The following is a 16,468-nucleotide window of genomic DNA, read 5'->3' as shown; positions in this document are numbered from 1 at the left end:
CTCCCATCCCGTACGCCATCGACCCAGGCAGAGCCGAGCAGACGCGGCCCATGGCGTCCAGGTCGTTCGTACAGTGGCGCGCTCCACCTGGACGCCATGAACCACGCCTGCTCCACGGTGTGTGGGTCGACGGCGTACGGGATGGGAGCTGGGTAGGGCTTTGGCTGAGGCAGCGCGTAGGTCCTGCTGCCCACAAGGCGCTACGGCCACCGATCAATAGGGCTGTGAACAGGAGAAACGCCGTCCACAGCCCCTTAAGTCACCCACATATATCAGCAAGCTACTACGCGCTACTACGCAGTACAGCGGTTATAGTGGCGGAGCAGTGGGATAGCCCAACGCCAGTTGGCCAAGTCGACCAGGTTAAGTTGGTTATCCCGGCGGGTTTGGCTAAAGCCCCCGACTGCCGAAGGCCTCCCGCACGGAGGCCCGGCCCTGGTTGCAGCCAGGACCGGGCTCGTGCGTGGAGTTAGTGAAGCGGGTCCGGCCGAGTTTGAGACGGTCGGACCCGTTTCGTTGGGTCCTGTCGTCCGGCACCACTTCGCTGCGCGGTATTACCGCGCGAGCTGCTCCACACAGCCTGCGACTGCCGTGATCGCCCCGAGGACCGCAATCAAGATCTGGGCCCACATGAGGGCCCGAGAATGATCACGTTCCGGCTGCTCCGGCTTTCGCAGATCTGCCATGTCACACTTCCAGTCCGGTCGTGCTAACCCCTGGCGTACTGGGGTCTTCGGCTCTTAGGTCCGAAGCTCGGGATGGACCGGAAGTGGACGGCACTAAGCATATCTGTCGGCACTGACACTCCGGGGGTCTCCGGGGCAGCACCAACATCGAAGTCACCTAGAGGGCCTCCCTGTTGGGCTTAGCGGCTTCGCCCGACCTATGTACTGGAGGCAACACACTCCACGGGAAGTTGATCCAGTCGTCGGTGCGCTTCCACACGTACTCGCACTTCACGAGCGACTGGGACTTCTCGTAGACGACGGCGCTGCGCACCTCGGCGACGGTGTCGAGGCAGAAGTCGCGCACCAGCTTGAGCGTCTTGCCGGTGTCGGCGACGTCGTCGGTGATCAGCACCTTCTTCCGCGAGAAGTCGATCACGTTGGGGACGGGCGCGAGCATGACGGGCATCTCGAGGGTGGTCCCGACGCCGGTGTAGAACTCCACGTTCACCAGGTGGATGTTCTTGCAGTCGAGGGCGTAGGCGAGGCCGCCGGCCACGAAGACGCCACCGCGGGCGATGCTGAGGACTATGTCGGGCTCGTAGCCGTCGTCGGCGATGGTCTGCGCGAGCTCGCGCACGGCGACGCCGAACTTCTCGTAGGTCAGGTTCTCCCGTACGGCATTCGTGCTCATGTCGCTCACACCTGGGTCCGGTGGAAGTTGAGGAAGGACCGGGAGGCGGTCGGCCCGCGCTGCCCCTGGTACCGGGACCCGTACCGCTCGCTGCCGTACGGGAAGTCGGCGGGCGAGCTCAGCTTGAACATGCACAGCTGCCCGATCTTCATGCCCGGCCAGAGCTTGATGGGCAGGGTGGCGAGGTTGGACAGCTCCAGGGTGACGTGCCCGCTGAACCCGGGGTCGATGAAGCCGGCCGTCGAATGCGTCACCAGCCCCAGCCGCCCCAGCGAACTCTTGCCCTCCAGCCGGGAGGCGAGGTCGTCGGGCAGGGTGATGACCTCGTAGGTGCTGGCGAGGACGAACTCCCCGGGGTGCAGGATGAACGGCTCGTCCCCCTCCGGCTCCACGAGCCGGGTCAGGTCGGACTGCTCGATGGCGGGGTCGATGTGCGGGTACCGGTGATTCTCGAACACCCGGAAGTAGCGGTCGAGGCGCACGTCGATGCTCGACGGCTGCACCATCGATTCGTCATAGGGATCGATCCGTACCCGCCCGGCGTCGATCTCGGCCCGGATGTCCTTGTCTGAGAGAAGCACGCCCCGAGGATACGCAAGACGCGCGGAGCGACCGCAACCGGACGTCTCCGCGCGCCTTGTGCCTGTTGCCTTGTGCTTTGTCCGTTATCGCTACCGCTGCCGCTACCGCTTCTGATAGCTGACGGGCACCACGCTCCGGAGCCGCGCACACCGCGGGCACCGGAGCAGCCGGCCGGGGCCGAGCCGCTCGGCCTGCTGCATCGGGAACGAAGCGGTGGTGAACACGTGCCCATCGGCACAACGGACGACGGTGCGCTCCATCAAGTCCAAGAGTCCCTTCCCCAAGAGCCGCGTCTGGCTGCTGCTTGCCTGACGACAAAAGCCACAGTACGGGATCAAAGGGACGGCCCTCCAAGCGGCACTCCGGTCCCGCCCGGGCCCTCTTACGCCCCACCACCGTACGCCTCAACTCCGTTCCCCCGCAGCCGCATCCCATCCCTGAAACGGCCTCAGGCCCCACGGCATCAACACCGGGGGCCTGACATGAGGTAAAGTGGCGATCGCTCGGACACCGACTCGGTCGGCGTCTTACGCGGGTGTAGTTTAATGGTAGAACATCAGCTTCCCAAGCTGAGAGCGCGAGTTCGATTCTCGTCACCCGCTCCACGAAGAAGGCCCAGGTCAGAGACCTGGGCCGTTTTGCTGTCCGGGGTGATCACTGGCCGCGCACCAGATCCGTGCCAGAAGGCACCTCAGTGGCCTTCCGGACAAGCCTCCTCCCGAGCCTTCGAACCGTGGCATCGAGGGCGGCGGCGACCTCCTCCTCGCGCTCCTCGTCGGAGTGCTGGTAGATCAGCGCGGCCTTCTCCGAGGACTGCCCGGCTCGGACCATCGTGTCCTTCAGGGTGGCGCCCGACCGGATGGAGAGGGTGTGCCCGGTGTGCCGCAGGTCGTAGAACCGAAACCCCTCGGGCATGCCGACGATCTCCCGAGCCTTCCGCCACTTCCGCCCGAAAGTGCTGCGCTGGAAGGGAGCCTCCTTCTCACCGACGAGGAGCAGCCCGTTCGGGCCCGGTTCGGTGTACGACTCCAGATGCCAGCGGAGCTCCCGGCGGAGGAAATCGGGGTGCCGGTGCTGGCTGTCGCGCGAGCCGGCTTCGGGCTGTATTGGTTCCAGCAGGCTCGTGCGGCTGGGTCGACGGCCCCCAAGTCGTGCGGTTGAAGGGCCTCGACACCAGCAGCGGTCCGGATCTGCGCCTGTGATTGACGGACGCGCCGGTGAAGGACGGCCGGGCCGGCTGGGGGGGTCTTCGACGACGGCGAGTACGTCAGCCTCGGCAAGCTGAAGGGCAACTAGGGCAGCCAGAACTACGTCGTTCCCGAAGACGTCGATCCGGCCCGGTTCAGCAGTGCCAGCATCTGGTGCGACCGGTTCGACGTCTCCTTCGGTGCTGCCGAACTCGCCCGTGCCTGACAGGCCCTGGCAGCACTGGTGCTGGTCAGGCTGCCTGCTTCAGGCCAGTGCGTCGAGCGCGGCGAGGATGTCGGCCGGTTCGGCGCGGGTGGCGTAGTCGGTGTTGACGAAGGCCCAGCGGATCACGCCGTCGCGGTCGATGACGTAGGTGGCGGGGAGCGGGAGCGTGCGCGGGTGGCCGTCGTTGACGCGCTGGAGGTCGAAGCCGAGCTTGTCGTAGACGGCGGCCAGGTCGTCGGGGAGGTCGAACGCGAGGCCGTACTGCTTGGCGGTGTCGGAGCCGATGTCGCTGAGGACGTCGAAGGCAAGGTCGTGCTTCTCGGTCAGAGTGAGGGACTCGTCGGGGATCTGCGGGGAGACGGCCACCAGGCGGGCGCCGCGTGCGGTGATTGCCTCGTGGTGCTGCTGGAGGGAGCGCAGGGCGATGTTGCAGTACGGGCACCAGGCGCCGCGGTAGAAGGTCAGGACCACCGGGCCCTCGGCGAGCAGGGCGTCCAGGAAGAGGGTCTGTCCGTTCGCGGACGGGAGGCTGAAGTGCGGGGCCTTGTCGCCCACGGTCAGGGCGCGGTCGGCCTGGCCGGAGTCGGCGAGTTCCTGGCCGGCCCGCTGCATGATTTCCCGGATCTCGGCGGGGATCTGCTGCTGACGTGCTGCGTAGAAGGTGCGAAGTTCGGTGCTGAGAGTAGTCATGGTCCTCGTTCCTCCGGTTGGCGACTGGGGCGGGACCGGCCGCGACGAAGCGTCCGAGCGGTACCCGCGAGCGAATCTTGAAACGTCCGTTCCAAGATAAGGGTATGCGTAGTCCCGCGCCAGCCGTGCGGAGGTGTCGATGTGTCAGAGGCTGGTGAAGGGGCGATGGTCGGTCAGGGCGAGAGCCCGGATGAAGGCGCCGAGGTGGACTACACGGCGGGCGACGAGGCGACGGAGGCGGGGTGATTGCGACCCGTACGCGGCCGCCCAGAGGGCTGGTATGCGATTCATGGGGGCATGGTCGCGGCGCGCGGGCGCCCACCGGGCGGATCGTGGACGAAGCTGGACGCCTTCACGCTGGTGGGCGACCTGCCCCGCTCTGTATCTGTCAGCACCTTTGCGGCGTGCTGAACGGGGAGTATCTTGGAATCCCTATTTCAAGATGGCGGGGTGAAACATGCCGGACATCAAGCACTTCGATCCGGATGCCACCTTGGAGACCGTGGTGCGACTGTTCTGGCGGCAGGGCGTGGCCTCGACCGGGATCCAGGACGTGGTGACGGCGACCGGGCTCAACCGTTCCAGCCTGTACGCCACGTTCGGCGGCAAGCAGGAGCTCTACCTCGCCGCGCTGCGCCGTTACCTGGAGCAGCGGTCCCAGCCGATGTTTCGGCGCCTGGCCGAGGACGAGCGGGGCCTGCCCGCGATCTCCGAGTTCTTCGGCGGCCTGATCGAGGCGCGTTGCTCGGGTGAGTACGCCCGCTGGGGCTGCATGGTCTCCAACGCGCACGCCGGGGCTGAGAACAGCGATCCTGAGATACGCGCTGTCCTGGACCAGCACCACCGAGGGCTGCGCGAGGCAATGTACGCCGCCCTCGTCACCGCCGACCGCGAGGGGCAGCTCGCCGCCGGCGCCGATCCCGGAGCTTCCGCGGATCTGCTGGCGCTGCTCGCCTATGGCGTCAACCTGCGCTCCCGTGCCGGTGCGGATGCCGCGACGCTGGGCAAGACGGTGACCGCCGCCCTGGACTCGATCGGCGTCCGGGCGGCGGCATAGAGGTGCGTGGATCCGGCTCAACTGGGGTTGATTGCGGGTGAAGTGCCGGGGCGGAGCGTGGGGGCCGCCTTTTCTTCCCCTTCTGCCGCATCCGCCCTGTAGTCGCCGGGGGACGTGACGTCGATGCCTTCGGGGGCCTTCGCGGCCTTCAGGACGAAGGTCAGGATCACGGTCACCGCCATGTTCAGGACGAACGCCGTCAGGCCGATGTAGCCGATCTCACCGATGCCGGGAATCTCCTTCGCCGAACCGCCGAAGTGCTTCTGCGTCGGGGAGGCGACGCCGTACGCGGCGAACGTGCCATAGAGCATGCCGACCGCCCAGCCGGCCAGCAGGGCCCAGCGGTGGAACCAGCGGGTGAACAGGCCGCCGACCAGGGCCGGGAAGGTCTGCAGGATCCAGATGCCGCCCAGGAGCTGGAAGTTGATCGCCACCGTCTTGTCCATCGTCAGGACGAAGACCAGTGCACCGACCTTCACCAGCAGGGAGACCAGCTTGGAGACCTTGGTCTCCTGCGCGGGCGTGGCGTCCGGCTTGATGAAGTCCTTGTAGATGTTGCGGGTGAAGAGGTTCGCCGCCGCGATGGACATGATGGCCGCGGGTACAAGGGCACCGATGCCGATCGCCGCGAAGGCCACGCCCGCGAACCAGTCCGGGAACATGTCCTCGAACAGCTGCGGGATTGCCAGCTGCCCGTTGGTGACCTTGATGCCGGCCGCGATCGCCATGAAGCCCAGGAGGGCGAGCAGGCCCAGCATGAGGGTGTAGAGGGGCATCACCGTCGTACTCCGCCGGATCACCTCGCGGCTGCGGGACGACAAGGTCGCGGTGATCGAGTGCGGATACATGAACATGGCCATGGCGGATCCCAACGCCAGTGTGGCGTACGTCCATTGGCCCGTCGAAGCCGGGAGCAGTCCGCCCGCCCCGGCCTCTGTGTACTTCTTGTCCGCCGCGGCGAAGATCTCGTCGAACCCACCCAGCTTGATCGGGATGCAGATGATCGCGACGACGATGACGACGTAGATCAGCGTGTCCTTCACGAAGGCGATCATGGCGGGGGCACGCAGGCCCGAGGAGTAGGTGTACGCGGCCAGCACGCCGAAGGCGAGCAGGAGGGGGAGGTCTTTAATGATCCAGTTGGTGTTCTCGCCTCCGCCGACGCCCATCACGTCCAGCACTGCCTGGATGCCTACGAGTTGGAGCGCGATGTACGGCATCGTCGCCAAGATGCCTGTGAAGGCCACGGCAAGCGACAGGCCCTTCGAGCCGAACCGGCCGCGGACGAAGTCCGCTGTGGTGACGTACCCGTGGCGGTGGCACACCGACCACAGGCGGGGCAGGAACGTGAAGATCAGAGGATAGACGAGGATCGTGTACGGCACCGCGAAGAAGCCCGCCGCGCCCGCCGCGTAGATCGCCGCCGGGACCGCCACGAACGTATAGGCCGTGTAGACGTCACCGCCGAGCAGGAACCAGGTGATCCAGGTCCCGAACGACCGGCCGCCCAAGCCCCATTCGTCGAGGCTGTGCTCGTTGTCGGCCTTGCGCCAGCGCGAGGCGAGGAAGCCCATGACCGTGACGGCCAGGAAGAAGAAGATGAAGACGGCGAGTGCGACGCCGTTCACGCCGTTGGGCATGGCTGCTCCCGTGCGGGGACGAAGGATTTCAAGCGGGTGACGACGTGAGGGCCGGCCGGGCGCTTACGCGTCCGGCCGGCCGGTGGGTCAGGCGTGAACGGGCTCTGCCTCGGCCGGGGTCGATCCGGAAGCCGCCTTGGACTGTGGTGTGGGCGGGGACATGCGCTGTTCAAGCCGCTCGGGCAGCGCCCAGCGGTACAGCGGCATGGCGCCGGCGGTGGTGATGACCGCGACCAGGACCAGCATGGAGAAGACGTCCTTGGTGATCATTCCCTGGGCGAGGCCGATGTTGATGAAGATGAGGATCATCAGGCCGCGGGCGTTCATCAGGCCGCCGACCGCCCAGGATTCGCGCCAGGAGAAGCCGACGCCGCGCATGGCGAGGGCGCAGCCCGCGTATTTGCCGACGAAGCCCGCCGCCAGGATCAGCAGGAACGGGCCGATCATGGCCCATCCGGCGATTCCGCCGAGTTCGGTGTTGAGGCCGGAGAAGGCGAAGAAGATCGGCAGGAGCAGGACGCAGACGATGTCCATCATGCGGCTGTGCAGAGCCTCACGGAAGGCGGGGTTCCGTGGCATCGCGAGTCCGGCGATGAAGCCGCCGAAGACGGAGTAGATGCCGATGTAATCGGTGAAGAGTCCGGACAGCAGGACGATGGCGATGACGATGTACATCTGGTCGAAGCCGAAGTGGCCGGTGCGCTCGATCCGCGAGCCCATGGGCCGGAGCATTCGGGCGACCACGGTGAGCATGCCGAGGGCGAACAGGGCCGTGAAACCGATGGTGCGCACGACGTGCATGGCGCCGGCGCCGGTGTGCATGGCCGAGAGCACCGCCAGGAAGCACCATGCGGCAGCGTCGTCGATCGAGGCGCCCAGCAGGGTCATCCGGCCAAGCGGCGAGTTCTGCAGCCGCCGCTCGTAGAGGATGCGGGCGAGCATCGGGAACGCCGTGATCGACAGGGCGCCGCCGATGAAGAGCGCGAACTCGAACGGGGTGACGTCGGGACGGGAGAGCCGGTCGTAGAGGAGATACGCGGCTGCGGCGCCGAGCAGGAGGGACGGGAGGATGCCGGACACGGCGAGGACGGCGGCGTTCTTGGTGTCCTTCTTGCCGTTGCCGCCGCCGTGGTCGAGGCCGGCGCCGACCAGGAACATGAAGACCGTCAGGCCGATGGTGCTCAGGACGTAGAGGATCGGCTTCACGTCAGGGGTGAAGATCGCCTTCTGCACCTCGGGGAACAGCGCGCCGAACAGGGTGGGGCCCAGAAGGACGCCGGCGACCATCTCTCCCAGCACCCGCGGCTGCTTGACCAGCAGGGCGAGGCGTCCGCAGAGGGCCGAGGCGGCAAGGATGACCACGATCGCGGGCAGGACATGGAGGACGAGTTCGAGGTTCTTGTCGGTGGTGGCGGCCAGATAGGCCGTGGGATGCGCAGGGTGCGTGGGGTGCACGACGACTCCCGTGGTCATCAGGAATGGGCGGGGACGGAGGGCTCGCGCGGGTCCTCGGTGGCCGGACGGCCGCGCACGGGACGGTGCGTGGGCAGTCCGAGGACGGCCGGCCAGCGCGCGTCGTCGGGGGCGACGACGAGGAAGCGGGCGTAGAAGCTGTCGAAGAACGACAGGACGAACATCGGCAGCAGAGTCCAGATCGCCACCTGCTCCAGCGGCCCGTTGCCGGTGAGGGCGGCGATGATGACCACCACGAAGACGTTCGGGTAGGTCATGGCGGTGTAGTCGTCGAGCGTCTGGACGTGACGGCGGCGCTTGAGCAGGGCGGCGACCAGTCGCAGGCCGACGGCGATGCCTGCCGCGGTCGGCGCGTAGGTGGTGAAGCCGTCCAGGTCGAGTTTGAGGCAGACCAGCACGATGAACGCGGTCAGCAGCAGCACGGCCACGTATCCCTTGCGCTCGCCGTACTTGGCCGTACGGATGGGAGAGCGCTCCCGGAGGCGTTTGACCAGGACGTAGGCCGCCGTGACGACGCCGGTCGAGGTGGCGACGCTGATGGCGACGGCCGGGGCGACGTCCTCGTGCAGGGTCAGGGCGAGGACGGCCGAGAACGACACGGTCGCGGCCAGTGAGGAGAGCAGGACCTGCGCGAACGTCGGCATGATCATGCCGCCGAGGCAGCGGCTGACGGTCATCGCAACCACGGAGCTTGGGGTCGCGAGGAACACCGCGGCGATCGCCGCCGTACTCGAACTACCCACGTCCCACCAGTGCACCAGGACCGCGAAAGCGATCGGCAGGGCGAGGTAGCGCAGGGCAACGGACCGAAGGGTGCCGCGGTCGGTCACGAACGCTCGCGCGTTCTCCAGCTCGATGCGGCACATGGTGATGACGCTGGCCAGCACCAGGAGCAGGAGCAGCACGTACGGCGAGGTCGAGAGCCGCAGCCCCGCGACGTTCGCGAGGAGACCCGCCGCCAGTCCCCCGCAGAAGACAACGGGATGGTTGACGACGATCCAGTCGTAGACCATGTTCATGGTCTTGTTCTCGTTCTTCACATAGCTGTGGATCCGGTCGCCCTGCAGCATCTGGGAGTTGGGCAGGCGCAGGTCGTACGACTCGTCGGCCGGGCGGGCCAGGATGAACCGGCAGATCAGCTCGACGACGTACTTGTGGGAGACCACGCAGACCACTTCGCCGCGGCGCAGCGCCGGCAGCAGCTCCTCCTCGTAGAAGGCGTGCACGCGGTCGTTGAACTGCTGGAAGGTCTCGCCGCCGTGCATGGTCGGGCTGTCGGCGTTCATGGCCCGCTCGTACTCGGCGATGCCGTGGCGGCGCTGGAGGATGGACTTGCTCTCCAGCGTGTAGCTGCCGAAGTCGCGTTCCATCAGGCGCTCGTCGACCACGACCTCGGGGGCGTCCGCGTCGGGGGCGTCGATGCCGAAGATGGTGTCGGCGGTCTCGTAGGCGCGGGTCAGCGGGGAGACGTAGACGCGGTCGAAGTGCCGGCCGCGGTGGCCCATGGCGACCTTCTCGGCCTGGATCCGGCCGAGGAAGGTCAGGGGTGCGTCGCGCTGACCGGCGATGCGGTGGACGGAATTGCAGGTCGATTCGCCGTGCCGGACCATGAACAGGCGGCTGAGCAGCTCCTGCTCGTCGTGGCCTGCCATCACATGGCCTTCTTCGGGGCGTGCTTGACCTGGTTGCCGTACTGGGAGTCCCAGCCCGCCAGCTTGGTGATGTCGCACAGGTTGTGGACGGCGTGCTTTTCCACCAGGGTGGCCAGCAGGGACACGGTCCGCCGGGCCTGCTGCGCGGTGAGGTCGAACTCGCGGGCCAGGGCGGCGCCGAAGTCCGCCAGGTCGTCGTCGAGGATGCCGCGGTACTTGCGGCGCTCGGTGCGGTCCTGGGCCTGCAGGTAGTTGACGGCGTTGGGGTAGGCGCTCTCGCGGGCGTAGCTCTGCAGGCGCTCCCGCAGACGGGTGGCCTGCGGCTCCTCGACGGTGAGGTCGGCGGCGATCCAGTCGCTGCTGCGGATCAGGCAGTGGTGGACGCCGTCGGGGATGTCCATCTGCTCCTCGTCGCTCGCGGACTTCAGGCGGCGCAGCACCTCCATCGCCGTGTCGAAGCACTGGTTGCGCAGGGTGCCGATGCTGAACACGAACGCGCCGAGCCGGCCGCGGCGGGTGGTCTCGTCGCCCTGGCGCATGGGGCCGACGCCGAACAGGCCCGGTGCCACGTCGCCGTCTGCGGCGATGAGTTGTCCGTGCGCGCCGACCTCGATGCCCCGGTGGGTCTTGGTCTGCGGCTGCGCGAAACCGTGTCCGTTGACCAGGCCGTTCCACAGAGGGTGGCCGGTGTGCTCGTAGTCGGTCTTGTTGCCCAGGCAGTTGACGACTCGGTCGACGACGATGTCCGGTTGGTCGGCGAAGACCACGCGGATCTTCGTGCCGCCCTCGACAAGGCGCATGTCCTGGATGCCGGCGGACAGGACCTCGACGGTCCTCGGTGCGCCGTTGAATCCACGCATCCGGCTCCGCACGACGCCCCCGATCTCCCGCACGGTGCTGGTGCGGTTGGTGACGATCAGGCTCTTGTACCGGTCGAGCAGCATCCGCACGTCGCGGGCGTCCATGCGGGAGATCAGCTCGATGACGTACGGCTCCCACGCCTTCATGACGCGCTCGGGGAAGACGGCGTCGAGCGCGCTGCCCGGCTCCACGCCCTGCTCGTCGCGCAAGTGCGCGTACTCCGCCTTGACCCCCTCGACCACCGACTCGGGGGTGAGCTCCTCGGCGTCGAGGAACGGCGGTCGGCGGGCCTGCCAGATGTCGTGCTCGTGGTCGACCGGGTAGGTGCCGTGCATGTGCCCGCCGCGCGAGCAGATCACGATCTGTCCCCGGTGGCCGGCGTGCACGAGGGAGATCACCGTGTCGAAGGACGACAGCGCGGAGCCCGTGACGAGGACGGTCTCCTCGGGGCCGACCTCCTTGAAGCGCTCCTGAGCTCCGGGGGCGTAAGGGTCGGCGATGAAACGCCCGGAGTCCTTGATGCGGTGGTAGAAGGGCGCCTGGACCGGCGAGAGGTGACCGGTCGCGAGGATCACCTGGTCCGACGGCAGGTCGTGCACGCCGCCCTGCTCTGAGGCGTCGGCGTACTTGAGGACGTAGCCGCCGCCCTGGCCGCGTACGTCGATGACCTCACCGGTCAGCTCCCGCAGTGTCACCTCGGCGTGGGCGTCGGCGGCCGCGCCGCGCAGCCGCTCGGCCAGGTACTGCCGGAAGATCCGCCGCGGTACGACGCAGGCCACGCCGAAGTTGTGGTACTGCCACTTCTGCGGCCACTCGGAGCGGTCTGCCTCCTCGTTGGCCCACTCCAGGAAGTCCTCCGGGCGCTCGCGGCGCAGGGTGATACGGCCGGCCTGGATGTTGAGCATGTGCTCCCAGTTGGTGGACGCCCAGCCGAAGGCGATACCGCCGTAGCGGTAGCCCTCCTCCCGCTCAATCAGGCATATCTCCAGGGGTGAATCGGCGAAGTGGAGCAGCCGGATGGCGGTGAGCGTGCCGGAGAACCCGGCGCCGACGATCGTGACGCGCCGGATGCCGGGAGCCGCACTGCCCATGGGGTCGTGCTGCATGCTGCTCGCGTGCATCGCCATGTCCGCCATGCCGCGGTCCTGGCTGTGGCTGTCCTGGATCGTGCTGTGCTGCGTTTCCACGGTCTTGTCTCCTTCAGTGGGGGAAGAGTCAGCGCCACTCGTGGGTGAAGCGGACTGTCACGGCGTCACGGATCGAGTTGTGGACGATGCAGCCCCGCTCGGCCTTGAGCAGTGGCTTGGAGATCAGGTCCTGGATGGCGGCCGGCGCCGACACCTGCACGGTGATCTCGGAGAAGCGGGGTCGGCGCGCTCACGAGGGTTCCGTCGACCTGGAAGCTGATCTCGGAGGCATCGGCCTCCGGGGCCTCGGCCTTCAGCGCCGCGAGGAAGGTGCTCACAAAGCAACCGCCGAGAGCCAGAAGCAGCAGCTCACCGCCCATGGGGCCGGCGTCGGTACCCTCCTTCTCCTTGGGCCGGTCGATGGTGACCGTGTGGTCTCTGGCCTGACCCACGACGACGCTGCCGCCGGCGGGACGTAGGGACACACCGATTTCGGGCATGGCGATGCACGGACTCCTGTCCTGGAACGGGGCACGCGGGACTGGGCGGGATTCCCGGGGGCGCCGGTGAGCGGGAACGGGCCTCAGCATCAGGACGGAATACGGGCTTCCGGACGGATCGTGGATGATCCTGGATGCGCTCCGTGGCCGGAGCTCAACAGATGGAAACCAGTTGACAGGTACAGCCCCATGACAGCTAACTTGAAACGTCCGTTCCAAGTTAATCGTGGCCCAGGTGTCCCATGGGGGAGGATGTTCGTGCCGCAGGTACTGGATCCGGGAAAAGCCCGAACAATGGACGAATTCATCGCGGAACTGAGACTGCTGAAAGCGTGGGCGGGCAACCCGTCGATCACCGAGATCACGCGGCGCATCCACCGGGACTGGCAGCGGGCTGGACGCCCGCGCGGCGAATGGCCGGCCCGCTCGACCGTCGGCAACTGCTTCCAGATGGGCCGCCGCCGCCCCAACTCCGACCTGCTACTGGCTGTGGTGCAGGCTCTCGTCGGCGCCGACGAAGCCATCCTCTCCGTGTGGCGGCAGTCGCTTCGAGCCGTGCTCGGCGAGGCCGAGGCCGCCACACGGGTCAGCGCCTACGACCGGCTGCCCGCAGGGCTCTCCGTGTTCGTCGGCAGGACCGACCTGTTGGCCCGGGCGGAAGTCTTACTCGCCTGCGACCAGGACGTCACGACGCTGGCGCTGGAGGGCATGCCCGGGGTGGGCAAGACGTCAGTGGCCGTGCACATCGCACACCAGCTGCTCGCCAAGGAACGCACCGGCGCGCCCGTCCTGTTCGCAAACCTGCGCGGCTCCGCCCCGCAGGACCCGCCCGCCGACCCGGCAGCCGTACTCGAAACCTTCCTTCGCCTGCTCGGCGCCACCGGCGACCGCATCCCGTACGACCTCGACGCACGCGCGGCTCTCTACCGCCAACGGCTGGCGGGAACCGGCGCGCTGGTCGTCCTGGACGATGCGGCAGATGCGGAACAGCTGCGTCCCCTGGTGCCCGGGGCTCCAGGATGCCGCACTGTGATCACCAGTCGGCGCGCACTCACCGGCCTCGGCGGAGCCACCCGTCTGCCGGTGCCGCTCCTGGCGTCGGACGACTGCGTCGAACTGCTGCGGGCAACGGCGGGAGCCGACCGCATCGCCCCGGACATCACGGCCGTCCAGCAGATCGCGGACATGCTGGGCCACCTCCCGCTGGCGCTGTCGGTTATCGGCCGCCATATGCGGAACCACCCCACCTGGGCGCTCAGCGACTATTACCGCGAGCCCCTGATCACCTTGGCCCTGGAGGACGGCGTACGGAGTGCACTGTTCGCTTCCGACGCGAGCCTGCCGACGGGCTCGCGACGGCTACTGCGCCTGCTGGCCCTCCAGCCGCTGCAGGAGACCGACGCCGCCACGGCCGCCGCACTCCTGGGCGAACCGCCCGCCGCGGCCGAGCATCACCTCGCCGCCCTGACGGCAGCACACCTTATCGAGCGCACCGCCCTCGGCCGCTTCCGACTCCACCCCCTCGTCCACGCCTACGCGGAGGAACGTATCTGCATCGACGAACCGGCGAGCCGTATCCGCGAGGCCCTGGGTCGCCTGCTGGAACACGGCCGCAGTCGCAATGCCGCCGTACGACTGGAGACTCGGACCATCCGCGGATTCCGGCTGCCCATGCCTCGGCAGCACTCCGAAGCCGGCGGAGAGACCAGGCTGCCGCAGCGCTTGCGCGCAGGGCGGGTACTCGCAGCCTGATGGGCCTTCCATCCGACATCGGACGTTCGGACGTTCGGACGCCAAGAGGAGGAGAGCATGCCCGCCGACCGGCCCCAGGTCCTCGTCTTCGACGTCAACGAGACACTCAGCGACCTCACACCGCTGAGCGCCCGCTTCGAGGACATAGGCGCCCCCAGGGAGCTGCTGCCCACCTGGTTCGCCGGGGTGCTGCGGGACGGCTTCGCGCTGACAGCCGTCGGCGCGTATGCGGACTTCGCGTCCATCGCCCACGATGGAGTTCGGGCACTGCTGTCCGGGCTGGAGGGCTGGACGGGAGACGGTGAAGCGGCAGCCCAGCACATTCTCGACGGCTTCGCCCACCTGGACGTACACCCCGATGTGCCGGACGGCGTACGGAGGTTGGGTGAGGCAGGGTATCGCCTGACGGCGATGACCAACGGCAGCGTCGCAATGACCGAGCGACTGTTGGACAAGGCCGGAGTGCTGGACCGCTTCGAGGTCCTGTCGGACGTACGTGGCCCGCGCTGCTGGAAACCAGCGCCGGCCGCCTACCACTACGCCGTCGAGCGGGTGGGCGTCCGGCCCGACCAGGCGATGATGGTCGCCGTGCATCCTTGGGACATCGACGGAGCACGGCGAGCCGGACTGGACGGTGCGTGGCTGCAACGCGGAGCGTCGGTGTACCCGCGGGCGATGACCCCGCCCAGGTACAGCGCGCAGAACCTGCGGGAACTTGCAGACGTGCTGGTTGCCGAATGACGTTGCCGTCATCCGGCCCGATGCTGGACGGGGCCGAGGACTACCCGGTGCAAGCGGCCGCTGTCCTGACCCTACTGGCGGAGCCGGGCCACGCCTGCCTCAGCGAGAACCCCTCACCCGTCCGGTGTGTGCACTCGCGACGAAACTGCTGGAGCAGTCAGCAGAGCAGGCCGGACCCGACGTATCGACCATCGTGCTCGCGCAGTATCCGGCCGATCCACGACGCCGTGCCCATAGCGTGCCCATAAGAGCGGACAACCACGGTCAACAGCGGTGCGAACCGACCCTCACGACACGCCGAGGAGAGGACATCTGCCCAGGTCAGAGACCTAGAGCCCGCCCAAGCGCCGTCGCTTCCCAAGCTGAGAGCGCGAGTTCGATTCTCGTCACCCGCTCCATGATGAAACCCCAGGTCATTGACCTGGGGTTTGTTTGTTGTCTAGACCCATTTTGGGACTGAGGTCGGGTTTCCCGACCGCGTCGCAGAGCCACTCCGGGACGGTGTCGGGCGTGAGGCAACCGTCGACCTCCGCGAACCCCGGGCCCCATCGGGTCAGTCCCGGGCCAGGAGCGACCTGCTCACTTGCACCCGCGAGTCCGATCAAGTCGCCTGCAGCTCCGGGCACTTGACCACAAAGGACCTCATGTCAAAGCGGGAGGTCGTCGGGCACTACCCGGAACGCCTTGTGGCGGCCCAAGGGCGGCACGGCACGGAAGTCCCGTCGGTCGAGGGTGAGAATAGCGTCGGTGTCGTAGTCGGCCGCGAGCGCCACGTTCACCACGTCGGCGAGATCCAGGTCCAGCGCGCCGTAGCGGACTCGGACCGGCTGGGCGGCGCCCAAGTGGTCCTCCGTGATCTCGGGCATGACGACCCGGCCCCGGCTCATCCAGCGCCGCAGGTTGTCGACCGCGCCGACGGCGGCCTCGCGTCCCAGCTCGCGCGTGGCCACGTGATCGAGTTCCGCCAGCAGGAGCGGGGACATGACCAGGAGACCGGCCGCCCTGATCGCCTCATTCGCCGCCCCGTGCTCCGGATGCGTCGAGTCGAGAGAGCCAGGAGACCGGACGTATCCGCGATGACGACGATCACGCTGTCGACGTCGCCCTGTCGGGCCCACCGGCTCCGATGATCATGACCACCATTGCGGGACAGCCGCCGGTCTTCACGCAGGCAAGGGACCAGGAACTCAGCGGCACGCACTCGACCGTCCGCCTCTCGAATCGACTTCCGGAGCCACTTAGCGTGAACCCCTCACGCATCCGGTGCGTGCTCTCACGACGCGCCTGCTGGAGCAGACAGCAGAGCAGGCCGAACCCGAGGCATCGACATCGTGCTCACCCCTATCCAGCCGATCCACGACACCGTGCCCATAGCGTGCCCATAAGCCCACTCCACGATGAAGCCCCAGGTCAGTGGCCTGGGGTTTGTTCATTTTCCAGTCCAGTGCGGTGGCGTGGCCCAAGTGCGGGCGGTCGACGCGGCTTGTCGGCGTACGGCCCGGAAGTCCCGTCCCCCGTCGGTCGAAGGTGATGATCGCCGCCCTCTCCGGCTGCACCACCCAGCAACGCTTCGACGACACTCTGGTCTTCGGTGCCGGTTCACATGCCGGTCGCTCGGGCC

The 16,468-nt window shown here is 67.7% G+C and carries 12 protein-coding genes, 1 tRNA gene and 3 pseudogenes; 5 read left to right on the top strand and 11 right to left on the bottom strand.

The window, feature by feature from the left end:
• Positions 1 to 843: 843 nt before the first annotated feature.
• Both OO68_RS21775 and dcd read right to left on the bottom strand, forming a co-directional pair.
• Positions 844 to 1,359, bottom strand: coding sequence for a phosphoribosyltransferase (locus OO68_RS21775; RefSeq protein ID WP_033310083.1), 516 nt, complete (start codon positions 1,357 to 1,359; stop codon positions 844 to 846).
• Between the two features lie 5 nt (positions 1,360 to 1,364).
• On the bottom strand, positions 1,365 to 1,940 hold the full coding sequence (gene dcd, locus OO68_RS21770) for a dCTP deaminase (protein ID WP_033310082.1): 576 nt from the start codon (positions 1,938 to 1,940) through the stop codon (positions 1,365 to 1,367).
• Positions 1,941 to 2,472: 532 nt separating this feature from the next.
• On the opposite strand from dcd, the gene OO68_RS21765 reads away from it, so the two are divergent.
• Positions 2,473 to 2,546, top strand: a tRNA-Gly gene (locus tag OO68_RS21765).
• A gap of 49 nt (positions 2,547 to 2,595) precedes the next feature.
• Here OO68_RS21765 and OO68_RS43485 read toward each other — a convergent pair.
• Positions 2,596 to 3,006: pseudogene (locus OO68_RS43485) on the bottom strand (tyrosine-type recombinase/integrase); the annotation flags it as partial.
• 71 nt (positions 3,007 to 3,077) lie between these two features.
• Here OO68_RS43485 and OO68_RS44265 point away from each other — a divergent pair.
• A pseudogene (locus OO68_RS44265) lies at positions 3,078 to 3,354 on the top strand (DM13 domain-containing protein); the annotation flags it as partial.
• 39 nt (positions 3,355 to 3,393) lie between these two features.
• Here the strand turns inward: OO68_RS44265 and OO68_RS21755 are convergent.
• Both OO68_RS21755 and OO68_RS46880 read right to left on the bottom strand, forming a co-directional pair.
• A complete protein-coding gene (locus tag OO68_RS21755) occupies positions 3,394 to 4,044 on the bottom strand; it encodes a peroxiredoxin-like family protein (protein WP_033310080.1) in 651 nt (216 codons plus the stop codon).
• A 144-nt stretch (positions 4,045 to 4,188) separates the two neighbouring features.
• On the bottom strand, positions 4,189 to 4,335 hold the full coding sequence (locus OO68_RS46880) for a hypothetical protein (protein WP_167345911.1): 147 nt from the start codon (positions 4,333 to 4,335) through the stop codon (positions 4,189 to 4,191).
• A gap of 166 nt (positions 4,336 to 4,501) precedes the next feature.
• On the opposite strand from OO68_RS46880, the gene OO68_RS21750 reads away from it, so the two are divergent.
• A complete protein-coding gene (locus tag OO68_RS21750; protein WP_033310079.1) occupies positions 4,502 to 5,101 on the top strand; it encodes a TetR/AcrR family transcriptional regulator in 600 nt (199 codons plus the stop codon).
• A 17-nt stretch (positions 5,102 to 5,118) separates the two neighbouring features.
• Here the strand turns inward: OO68_RS21750 and mctP are convergent, their stop codons facing one another.
• The 5 genes from mctP to OO68_RS44260 all read right to left on the bottom strand — a co-directional run bounded on the left by mctP (position 5,119) and on the right by OO68_RS44260 (position 12,354).
• The gene (gene mctP / locus OO68_RS21745; RefSeq protein WP_033310078.1) at positions 5,119 to 6,741 is read right to left on the bottom strand and encodes a monocarboxylate uptake permease MctP; all 1,623 of its coding nucleotides are present in this window, start codon (positions 6,739 to 6,741) and stop codon (positions 5,119 to 5,121) included.
• A gap of 87 nt (positions 6,742 to 6,828) precedes the next feature.
• A complete protein-coding gene (locus OO68_RS21740; RefSeq protein WP_051814762.1) occupies positions 6,829 to 8,214 on the bottom strand; it encodes a cation:proton antiporter in 1,386 nt (461 codons plus the stop codon).
• Complete coding sequence (locus tag OO68_RS43165) at positions 8,214 to 9,866, bottom strand: histidine phosphatase family protein (RefSeq protein ID WP_051814761.1); 1,653 nt, start codon at positions 9,864 to 9,866, stop codon at positions 8,214 to 8,216. The genes OO68_RS21740 and OO68_RS43165 overlap by 1 nt, the downstream gene beginning before the upstream one ends.
• A complete protein-coding gene (locus tag OO68_RS21730; protein ID WP_033310077.1) occupies positions 9,866 to 11,914 on the bottom strand; it encodes an FAD/NAD(P)-binding protein in 2,049 nt (682 codons plus the stop codon). The genes OO68_RS43165 and OO68_RS21730 overlap by 1 nt, the downstream gene beginning before the upstream one ends.
• A 65-nt stretch (positions 11,915 to 11,979) precedes the next feature.
• Entirely contained in the window at positions 11,980 to 12,354 is a 375-nt protein-coding gene (locus OO68_RS44260) for a hypothetical protein (RefSeq protein ID WP_209442606.1), read from the bottom strand.
• Between the two features lie 294 nt (positions 12,355 to 12,648).
• On the opposite strand from OO68_RS44260, the gene OO68_RS21720 reads away from it, so the two are divergent.
• Together OO68_RS21720 and OO68_RS21715 are read left to right on the top strand one after the other, a co-directional pair.
• The gene (locus OO68_RS21720; RefSeq protein WP_051814760.1) at positions 12,649 to 14,106 is read left to right on the top strand and encodes an NB-ARC domain-containing protein; all 1,458 of its coding nucleotides are present in this window, start codon (positions 12,649 to 12,651) and stop codon (positions 14,104 to 14,106) included.
• Between the two features lie 57 nt (positions 14,107 to 14,163).
• Positions 14,164 to 14,847 carry a haloacid dehalogenase type II gene (locus tag OO68_RS21715; protein WP_033310075.1) on the top strand — a complete coding sequence of 228 codons (684 nt, stop codon included), beginning with the start codon at positions 14,164 to 14,166 and terminating at the stop codon, positions 14,845 to 14,847.
• Positions 14,848 to 15,494: 647 nt separating this feature from the next.
• Here OO68_RS21715 and OO68_RS21710 read toward each other — a convergent pair.
• Positions 15,495 to 15,937 (bottom strand): annotated as a pseudogene (locus tag OO68_RS21710) (PIN domain-containing protein).
• Positions 15,938 to 16,468: the final 531 nt, after the last annotated feature.

The sequence above is a fragment of the Streptomyces iakyrus genome (genome assembly GCF_000717055.1).
GTDB classification, from domain to species: Bacteria; Actinomycetota; Actinomycetes; order Streptomycetales; family Streptomycetaceae; genus Streptomyces; species Streptomyces iakyrus.
This window is presented reverse-complemented; position numbering and strand designations above follow the sequence as displayed.

What these genes read in the sequence shown, in the direction of transcription:
- OO68_RS46880 (WP_167345911.1), bottom strand. Translation starts at nt 4,335, where the DNA reads ATGAATCGCATACCAGCCCTCTGGGCGGCCGCGTACGGGTCGCAATCA.
- OO68_RS21720 (WP_051814760.1), top strand. Translation starts at nt 12,649, where the DNA reads ATGGACGAATTCATCGCGGAACTGAGACTGCTGAAAGCGTGGGCGGGC.
- OO68_RS44260 (WP_209442606.1), bottom strand. Translation starts at nt 12,354, where the DNA reads ATGCCCGAAATCGGTGTGTCCCTACGTCCCGCCGGCGGCAGCGTCGTC.
- OO68_RS43165 (WP_051814761.1), bottom strand. Translation starts at nt 9,866, where the DNA reads ATGGCAGGCCACGACGAGCAGGAGCTGCTCAGCCGCCTGTTCATGGTC.
- OO68_RS21750 (WP_033310079.1), top strand. Translation starts at nt 4,502, where the DNA reads ATGCCGGACATCAAGCACTTCGATCCGGATGCCACCTTGGAGACCGTG.
- mctP (WP_033310078.1), bottom strand. Translation starts at nt 6,741, where the DNA reads ATGCCCAACGGCGTGAACGGCGTCGCACTCGCCGTCTTCATCTTCTTC.
- OO68_RS21755 (WP_033310080.1), bottom strand. Translation starts at nt 4,044, where the DNA reads ATGACTACTCTCAGCACCGAACTTCGCACCTTCTACGCAGCACGTCAG.
- OO68_RS21775 (WP_033310083.1), bottom strand. Translation starts at nt 1,359, where the DNA reads ATGAGCACGAATGCCGTACGGGAGAACCTGACCTACGAGAAGTTCGGC.
- OO68_RS21715 (WP_033310075.1), top strand. Translation starts at nt 14,164, where the DNA reads ATGCCCGCCGACCGGCCCCAGGTCCTCGTCTTCGACGTCAACGAGACA.
- OO68_RS21740 (WP_051814762.1), bottom strand. Translation starts at nt 8,214, where the DNA reads ATGACCACGGGAGTCGTCGTGCACCCCACGCACCCTGCGCATCCCACG.